Origin of the sequence: Pseudomonas amygdali, from assembly GCF_002699855.1 — a bacterium.
Lineage (GTDB): Bacteria > Pseudomonadota > Gammaproteobacteria > Pseudomonadales > Pseudomonadaceae > Aquipseudomonas > Aquipseudomonas amygdali.
In genome coordinates, this window is the sequence record NZ_LKBW01000107.1 from 1 (window position 1) to 5972 (window position 5972).

Genomic DNA, 5972 nt, shown 5'->3' on the forward strand with positions numbered 1-5972 from the left:
CGACAAGCTGGCCAAGAGCTACGCAGCCATGGTCACGCTGGCTTGTAGCCTACGTTGTATGCGGCAATACTTTTCGTACAAAACCTAGCTCTCCGGTGAGTTGACTGCAATCGTTATACAGTAACATAACAGAAGATGAGAATGATTGCTGTTGATTGCTATCATTGGCGAGCTTGATCGAACGCGCGCGTGCAGCAGCTGTCGTCCTGCAACCGCCAGAACCAGCGCGCCAGAGACATTCTGTAATAGCGTGCTTTTGCAATCGGGCCGAATTAACGGCACCCTGCCGCGCCGCCGAACGTCACTGGTCGCTGGCCTGGAACCTGAGCCTCTGTGGCCGATCTTTACTCATTAGCACATTCAAGAGTCCACCGTTATGACTAACGGACGCGATCATCGAATCGACTTCTTTCGCGGCCTGGCGCTGATCTTCATATTCTGGGATCACGTGCCGGACAACCCGCTCGCGCAGTTGACCGTACGCAACTTCGGCTTCAGCGACGCAGCGGAAATCTTTGTCTTTCTTGCCGGTTACGCATCGATCATGGCCTATGGACGCATCGCCCGGCGCGACGGCATGCTGGTGGCTGGCGTGCGGATCCTGCGCCGCACCTGGGTGCTGTATGTGGTGCATATCTTTCTGCTGACCCTGCTGATGGGCATAGTCTTCGTCGCCAACAACCATGTCGAGACGCGCGACATGGTCCAGCAGATGGGCCTTGAATACTTCGTCGGCAACCCGCAACAGGCATTGGCCGATGAACTGTTGCTGCGTTTCAAGCCCAACCTGACCGACCCGTTGCCGCTGTATATCGTGCTGTTGCTGACCTTGCCGCTGACCTTGCCATTGATGCTGCGCAAACTGGAACTGGCGGTCGGCCTGTCGATTGCCCTGTACCTGATGGTGCCGTTGCTCGGCTGGAACCTGCGTGCCTATGAAGGCGGTGGCGTGTGGTATTTCAATCCGGTGGCCTGGCAGTTGCTGTTCATTCTCGGCGGTGCCTGTGCATTGCGCAGCGAAACAGCCACACCCGCCGTACACTCTCCGTTGCGCCAACAACCGCTGTTCCTGATGGCCGCCGTCTACGTGTTGATCGCCGGGATGCTGACCTTCAGCGAAAAATGGCCCGGCCTGCACAGCGCACTGGTCTCGACCCTGCACCTCGACGCCTTGTACCCAATCAGCAAAACCGACCTGGCACCCGCGCGCCTGCTGCACTTCCTTGCACTGGTCTACGTCGTCGCCCGACTGTTGCCGACCTCAAGCACCTGGCTCGAAAACTGGCCCGCCCGCCAGACCTGCCGCATGGGCCGTTATTCGCTGGAAGTCTTCTGCCTGGGCGTATTGCTCGCGCCACTGGCAGACATGGCAAATGCACTGGCAGGTGATACATGGCCTATGCAGGTGACTACCGCGATTGTCGGGCTCGGCTTGATGATGCTGATGGCCAATGGGCTGGAGTTGAATAAGCGGCTGGGGAGATATAAGGCCGCCATAGCGGTGTAAAGGAAGGAGCATTGCAAATGCAAAGACTGGCAAAACGCATTTGCCAGTCTTCTTTACACATTTACTTACGGGGTACTTTTGATCAGTCTCTGATGACAGATATGTCCGACTTGCCCTTTATCAGGATGAGGTGTGTCAAGGCCAGTATTTAAACCATAAGGATTATCCACCACCCAACTACCTTCAAAATATTGGGTGCGCCAAATATGTGTCCATCTGTCTTTCTCTGCAAAAACATCCGCATCGTTACCACCGACGCAGCGGCCAATATCTACCACTGTGCGGACTTTACCGGATGCGTCAGTCTTCACAAGGCCAGTGGGACGGGACTTATCGGACTTCGGCAGATCAATTGAGTATGACGCAATGCCCCCTTCCAGGGGCGTCCCTGTCGAATCAGTCATATCGATCTCCAGAACAACGTTGCTTATTCCTTGAGCAGATAACGGCCCCAGGGTAGACGCATCCGGAGGTATTCTTGACATACCATATGGCTGATCTCGCAGGCGAGCATAGGTGACCTTTGGAAATGAACCCAGTATCAGGCCATAGGTAGAACCTTGTACAAAAGTACTGGACTCGTTATGAGAAACCCGAACAATTACATCCTGCCCAAGACTCAAAGAAGAGAGCACCATTTTCTGACCACTGGCGAGCATATTCCATTTAGCGCCATCGTGAATTTCCAACTGAGCAGATCCGGACAGATGCCCTTGAATCAAAACCTTTTGCCCGCGCAATGCTGTGAAGCCGTAATAGTGGCTGTCCGCTGCGCTTACCAATGAATCCTTGATAATATTAAATTTGTCAGGCAGCTCAGTAAATTTAGGTTCTACAGCCTCTTCCGTTCTAACCTCGCCAGATCCCTCTAAAACTTCCGCCTCACTTGCCTGCTCATTTAAAATATTCCGCCCCACTTCGTGTGCTATCGCTTGCGGGTGTAAAGCGCATGCCAACAACGAAAATGCCAAAATCTTTGCTGCCTTGAGATTATTCATGTGACGCTCCTAATATTAATAAAACAACTAAAACAGGACGTAATAGAAATCCAATCTCAAGGTCAATAGCAAAACGAAAAATAAAGAAACCTCCTACAAAACAATTGCCACCCCAGCAACCTGGGAATATTCCTACACTCTTCTCAGCGCAAGTTTTCCCTGTTCGTGCCGTTAGTAAATTGACTACAGAAAATCAGGTGCACAATGAATATCGGCCCTAACTACATCTCCGCACAAGAATGGCAAACCCTGTTTGATAAAAAAAACGAGATAGCCTCGCCCCTTTTGAACAAGCTCCCTACAGAGCCAGAACAAAAAAAACCGCGTGACCCGAACGCTGAATTCTATACAACCGAAGAGACACCTTGGTTTTCCAGCTACAAAAATTCGGCGGCAGGACGCGCTATTTTAGAGAACATGTCTGAAAAGGAAGCAAAAGATATCCGAGGCAGGTATCTGGAAAACTACATTAAGGATTTTGACCAAACCATATGCCGTATGTACGACAATTTCCACGATTTCAAGCAGCAGCTTTTTTACCTCAATACAGAGCTGTCAAAAAAGCATTTCGGCTTCACGCTGGGCTTTAATCAGGACATTCAGGTGACCGACCCGGACGAGGTTCTCACCCCGGCAGAGTTCACGTACCTGACCGAAAAGCTGAACGAACGTCAACAACTGAAAGAAGATCTGCGTGCGCACGCAAAAATCGTGATGACGCTACTCGACCATTACACGGAAAAATTCGGCGATCAGCACACGCTCAACCTTGAGAATTACAGCAAGGTCATCGACTACGGACAGATCTTCAGCCGCAACCATATTGGCAATTTCATGGACACGATTATTTACCAGATCGAGCGCTATGCGCCGAAGCGTGAGGAAGAACCAAAACCTCTGGTTGATGTGCACGTTTGATGAATGCAAATACAGGCCGTTGATATTTCGCTCGGAATAACCAGTGACATGCGGTTGGTTCGTGACACAGATCACACAAAGCCTGTGACCAGGAATTTTCCCACAGCTTTATCAGCCCAAGTATCCAGCCCATTCACCGATAACAAGAACGATACAGTCATTCAGCAAGGAGCAGAGAATGTACATTAGCACTATTACTTCCGACTTTTTACTTCCTCCATCACGTCCCTTGCCCCCCCTCCAAACAGAACCCCTCACACGATCGCCTGAGGATAAACCGGCACTGAGTAAAAAAGAAGAGTTTGCAAATGCTTTCTACACGCGTGAGGAAGAGCCGTGGCTGCAATTCACCTCCAACCATCCCGACGAGAAAGACCCGACTAAAAAAGTCATTCGCCCAATGACAAAAGAGCTTTATCTAGAGCACCTTAATGTGGATGCATTGCTCATGTCGGAATTACAATCCTGTTTCTACCAGGAGTTCAGAGCGGAGCTTACAGATTTGCGGCCCAACCTGACGGGTAAAAATTTCAGCTATACGATAGGCGATGATACCGAGCTTAAAATAATAGACTCGGACGATAAGTTAGGCACCAATGAAATCAAGTATTTATCAGATGCCATCAACCAAAAAAACCACCTCAAGGATGCTGCGATCACGCATGCCAAAATCCTCATGACGCTGGCTGACCATGACACAGACACATTCAAAGGAATCTATAAACTTGACCTGCTAAATTTTCAAAACATCATTGATCTTGGAAAAATAGCACTCAGCAAAAAAGATGACCCTAGTGAAATCTGGATGAGTCAGATCAAAGAAAAAGCAGAAAAAGATTCGACACACTTGATCGATACAAGGGCCTGACGGTCAGAAAACGCTCTGTAGCGCCTACGGCAGACAGAGCGTTTTTTAAATCAGTTCCTTGACCAGTTGATCAGCCAGCGATTGCAAATCAGCCCCAAGTTGTACACATGAGGTTTATCCGCCAATTGTTCAGCGAGCCTATTATTAGCCCAATACTTTTTTGGCTCGTAGCGAGTACTCCAGGTTTCTCGCCCGTTTTCACTTAAGTGAGTGAAGTTATCAGCGAGCAAACCACCCTCGCAGCGTTTAAACGTTACCCGCTGCATTATTTTCCCCGAACTGTCCGAGGTATATTGCCCGTTAGCCTGGTGATGTTTGATACTGAGCTCGAAATCAAATACACCGCCCTCCAGCGGAAAAGCCTTGCTGTCGGTAAACGTAACCTCGAGCATTGCCTCTGTGAGCGCTTGAGTCGCCAGAAAAGCGGGTTTGGTGAAACCATACGGAATCAACCCTGAAGCCCTCTTCGTGGTGCAAGTCATAACGCATATGAGGAAACGAGCCAAACACCACGCTGTAATCAGTGGTATCAAACCTGGCACCGTCAGTCGCGACAATACGTATATTGACTTGTGAACCAGGATTAAGCCCTTCGATTCTCTGCGCCGATGAATGACGCTTGGGCTGCCACCCGCCGCCATCAACCTGATACTCCAACCTCCATTTCTGGTCGTAATCCGAATGCGGCGTTGTAATCAGTACATTCTGGCCGCGCGCAGCGGTGAAATTATACTGATGAACTGCCGAGGTATTCTCCAGAATATGACTGATCTGATGAATCTTGTCCGACAGCACCACAGGATTCAAATGGCTTGGGTTTTGTACAGCCTGTTCCTGCAACATTGGTTGTTGACTGACGACAGGAGCTCCTTCTACTTGACCCATGGCGTGATAAGACATTGCCAAGAGCAATCCAGACACAAACGCACGACCTGCCTTGTTTTTCTTGTTTTTCATTTTGTTGATCTCGATAGGGATTAACTAATCAGGGCATCATTGCCACTGACAAAACCGGACGTAATCACCTGTTTAATTCGAGATCAAGCACTGGAAATAATTATCGGAAACGTCCTACAAATAACCAATAATATTTTATAAGTCCAACGTCTGGATTTATAAAGAATGCTTTTCAGGCGCTTATCTATGACTGATATTTTTTCAGTCAAACCCTGTGCTTAGACGAAAAAGCATACAAGCCATGCCAGTCCAGGCATCGTCTCAGCCAATCTCGAAAACCACCACACAATTCCCCCACATTCCCATCCAGCGTCTAAGCTTGGGTCAGGTGCGTTGAAAGGATGACCGGACAATCGACTATGGGCGTATTTCGGCATTCCGATAGCAAGCATGAAGCGCTGTCAGCTGACCGCCAGGATGACCCACGCGCGCCAAAGCGTCCGCGTCGCAAGCGATACGGGTGGTGGGTGTTTTGGGTGATTGTGGTGCTGGCCTGCATTGCGCTGGGTGTTGCAATAACGGTGGAGAGCCGCAGTTCAAGGCTGCAGGCGCGGGAGTTCAGCCGCTTTGCCGCGAGCCTGAGTTATTCGATGCAGCCTGGGCCGAGTCATGATGTGGTGTATCCAGGTGACGGGCCGTTCGACAGGCGCCTGGGGAGTATCAGTTTTTTTGTGTTCGGGCTGGTTAGGGCCTGCCGTCAGGCAGGCCCTTGTTTTACCAGCTC

General features: G+C 50.0%; 4 protein-coding genes and 2 pseudogenes. 4 read left to right on the forward strand and 2 right to left on the reverse strand.

The window, feature by feature from the left end:
• Nucleotides 1-376 precede the first annotated feature (376 nt).
• A complete protein-coding gene (locus tag AO277_RS09730; RefSeq protein ID WP_002554876.1) occupies nt 377-1507 on the forward strand; it encodes an OpgC domain-containing protein in 1131 nt (376 codons plus the stop codon).
• Between the two features lie 65 nt (nt 1508-1572).
• Here the strand turns inward: AO277_RS09730 and AO277_RS29050 are convergent, their stop codons facing one another.
• A complete protein-coding gene (locus AO277_RS29050) occupies nt 1573-2505 on the reverse strand; it encodes a hypothetical protein (RefSeq protein WP_044320019.1) in 933 nt (310 codons plus the stop codon).
• A gap of 204 nt (nt 2506-2709) precedes the next feature.
• On the opposite strand from AO277_RS29050, the gene AO277_RS29055 reads away from it, so the two are divergent.
• On the forward strand, nt 2710-3423 hold the full coding sequence (locus AO277_RS29055; protein WP_044320018.1) for a hypothetical protein: 714 nt from the start codon (nt 2710-2712) through the stop codon (nt 3421-3423).
• 178 nt (nt 3424-3601) lie between these two features.
• Nucleotides 3602-4291: a hypothetical protein gene (locus AO277_RS09745; protein ID WP_044320017.1), complete on the forward strand. Its 690-nt coding sequence runs from the start codon at nt 3602-3604 to the stop codon at nt 4289-4291.
• A 50-nt stretch (nt 4292-4341) separates the two neighbouring features.
• Here the strand turns inward: AO277_RS09745 and AO277_RS09750 are convergent.
• Nucleotides 4342-5248: pseudogene (locus AO277_RS09750) on the reverse strand (hypothetical protein).
• Nucleotides 5249-5607: 359 nt separating this feature from the next.
• On the opposite strand from AO277_RS09750, the pseudogene AO277_RS09755 reads away from it, so the two are divergent.
• Nucleotides 5608-5972 (forward strand): annotated as a pseudogene (locus AO277_RS09755) (hypothetical protein); the annotation flags it as partial.

What these genes read in the sequence shown, in the direction of transcription:
- AO277_RS29055 (WP_044320018.1), top strand. Translation starts at nt 2,710, where the DNA reads ATGAATATCGGCCCTAACTACATCTCCGCACAAGAATGGCAAACCCTG.
- AO277_RS29050 (WP_044320019.1), bottom strand. Translation starts at nt 2,505, where the DNA reads ATGAATAATCTCAAGGCAGCAAAGATTTTGGCATTTTCGTTGTTGGCA.
- AO277_RS09730 (WP_002554876.1), top strand. Translation starts at nt 377, where the DNA reads ATGACTAACGGACGCGATCATCGAATCGACTTCTTTCGCGGCCTGGCG.
- AO277_RS09745 (WP_044320017.1), top strand. Translation starts at nt 3,602, where the DNA reads ATGTACATTAGCACTATTACTTCCGACTTTTTACTTCCTCCATCACGT.